The 2422-nt window shown below is 74.2% G+C and carries 3 protein-coding genes; all 3 read right to left on the bottom strand.

Annotated features, from left to right (window positions below; genetic code table 11):
* Positions 1-159: 159 nt before the first annotated feature.
* The 3 genes from AC07A6_RS29630 to AC07A6_RS29620 all read right to left on the bottom strand — a co-directional run bounded on the left by AC07A6_RS29630 (position 160) and on the right by AC07A6_RS29620 (position 2289).
* On the bottom strand, positions 160-831 hold the full coding sequence (locus AC07A6_RS29630; RefSeq protein ID WP_478779179.1) for an ArsR/SmtB family transcription factor: 672 nt from the start codon (positions 829-831) through the stop codon (positions 160-162).
* A 266-nt stretch (positions 832-1097) separates the two neighbouring features.
* Complete coding sequence (locus AC07A6_RS29625) at positions 1098-2039, bottom strand: ATP-binding cassette domain-containing protein (protein WP_478779178.1); 942 nt, start codon at positions 2037-2039, stop codon at positions 1098-1100.
* Positions 2040-2070: 31 nt separating this feature from the next.
* Positions 2071-2289, bottom strand: coding sequence for an MbtH family protein (locus tag AC07A6_RS29620; protein ID WP_362458993.1), 219 nt, complete (start codon positions 2287-2289; stop codon positions 2071-2073).
* Between the last annotated feature and the right edge of the window lie 133 nt (positions 2290-2422).

Raw genomic sequence — 2422 nt, 5'->3', positions numbered from 1 at the left:
TTCCCCCCCCCACCCCCCCCCTCCCCCCCCCCCCCCCCCTCCCTCCCCCCCCCCCCCCCCCCCCCCCCCCCCCCCCCCCCCCCCCACCCCCCCTCCCCCCCCCCCCCCCCCCCCCCCCCCCCCCCCCCCCCCCCCCACTCCCGGTGGCGGCCGGCGCCGTCAGGCCGTGGCCGACGGCTGGGCGAAGGGCACCGGGGCCTGCGCGGACACGCGGGCACCGGCCTCCAGGACCTTCCCGTCGAGCAGGGCCATCCCGAGCGGGGTGACAGAGTGGAGCACCGTGTTGCGCACCCGCCGGGTGGTGATCAGACCGGACTGGCGCAGCACGGACGTGTGCTGGCTCGCGCAGGGAGCGGAGACCCCCAGGCGGTCGGCGAGCTGGCCGGTGGTGCACGACACCCTCAGCTCTTGCAGGGCCGCAGCCCTGGTCTGCCCGACGAGCGCGCCGAGGGCCCCCGAGGCCAGGCCCGTCTCGTCCCACAGGACGTCGGACTGCTCCCCGTCCGGCGGCGCGGAGAAGACCAGGGCCGCCTGGGCCCGTGGCGGATCGCCGTGGAAGAGCCGGGCGGGGCGGTGCGCGAGGAAGACCGAGGGGCTGAGCACCAGGCCCTGGCCACCGAGCCGGACGTCCTCGTCGGGGCCGTCGTGCAGCGTCAGTACCTGGCCGTTCCAGGCGACCCGACGGCCCAGGGTGGCGAACAGCTGCTCCACCCCGCCGGTCATCACCAGCCGGCCGCGGGCATCGGACTCTGCCTCGCAGTAGGCCAGGACACGGCTCCAGTACGGGGCGAGGGCGGCCCTCCAGAAGTCGGCCGTAGTCGGTGCGGACAAAGGCTGCGGGCCGTTCCTGGCTCGCAGCCTCTGGTAGACCTGACGCCGCCATCGCGTGTACCCGTTTCCGGCGCCGCGGGCGAACAGTTCACGGGCGAGGCCCGTTTCGATTTCCGGGCCGGCGGTGGTCCGCAGCCGTGTTCGGGCGATGTCGGCTGCCGTGAAATGGATTCTCTGCATTACGGTTCCCCCGTTGTCCCCGTAGTTCCGATGGAGCGTCCACCCCCAACCGGGCAGCCGACGGGAGGAACGCGTTCCGGCCGAATTCAGCCGGTAGTACGCCCGGTGAGCTCGGCGAAGGCGTCGTCGAGGGTGGGGCGGCGCACGGCAAAATCCGCGACGTCGACCCCGGCCTTTTCCAATGCCGTGGCGGCGGCGGCGATACTGCCCATTCCTTCGTCGAGCCGCAACGAGATGACACCCTTTTCCGGGTCCACGGACGGTTCTTCCGCGGCGCCCGCGCAGAGGACCGCGAGGGCATCGGTGACCGCGTCCCGGCCCACCACACGGATCTCCAGCCGGTCCGGGCCGACCGACCTCTTGAGCTGGTCCGGCGTGCCCTCGGCGATGACGCGCCCGGTGTCGACGACGGCGATGCGGTCGGCGAGGTAGTCGGCCTCTTCCAGGTACTGGGTGGTCAGCAGGACGGTCACGCCGTCCGCGACCAGTTCACGGACGGCGCTCCACAGCGACATCCGGCTCACCGGGTCGAGGCCGGTGGTGGGCTCGTCGAGGAAGAGCACCGAGGGTGCGGCCACCAGGCAGGCCGCCAGGTCGAGCCGGCGGCGCATGCCGCCGGAGTAGGTGCGGGCGGGCCGGTCCGCGGCGCCGGTCAGGCCGAAGCGTTCCAGCAGCTGATCGGCGCGCTGCCGCGCGGTGCGCCTGCCCAGGTGGAGCAGGACGCCGATGAGGGTGAGGTTCTCCCGGCCGGTGAGCAGCCCGTCGACGGCCGCGTACTGGCCGGCCAGGCCGATCCGGCGGCGGACCTCGGAGGGCTGCCGCACCACGTCGAACCCGGCCACCTCGGCGTGTCCGCCGTCGGGAGCGATCAGGGTGCTGAGCACCCGTACGGTGGTCGTCTTGCCCGCCCCGTTGGGGCCGAGGAGGCCGAGTACGGTGCCCGTCGCGACGGCGAGGTCGACACCGTTCAGGGCCTGGTGGTCCTTGAAGCGCTTGCTCAGGCCTTCGGCCCGGATCGCGGTTTCCACGTGCACTCTCGCAGGCCCGTCGGGTGCGCGTTCAGGCGCCGGAACCGGCGGCGGCCTGGCGAAGGCTGGCGGGCCGCAGATCGGTCCAGTGCTGCTCCACATGGGCCAAGGCGGCGTCCCGGCTGCCTTCGCCGAGGGACACCTTCCATCCGTCCGGCACTTCGTTGAAGGACGGCCACAGGCTGTACTGGCCCTCGTCGTTGACGAGTACGAGGAACGTGCCGTCCTGGTCGTCGAAGGGGTTCGTCACGTCGTGTTTCTCCACATCTCCCGGGAAGGCCGCAGCGGGGGGGGGGGGGGGGGGGGGGGGGGGGGGGGGGGGGGGGGGGGGGGGGGGGGGGGGGTGGGGGGGGGGGGGGGCGGAGGGGGTTCTTGCGGGGCCC

This window comes from Streptomyces sp. NPDC044002 (genome assembly GCF_056434525.1).
Note: the sequence above shows the minus strand (reverse complement) of the source record. Positions and strands in the feature narration are given on the sequence as shown.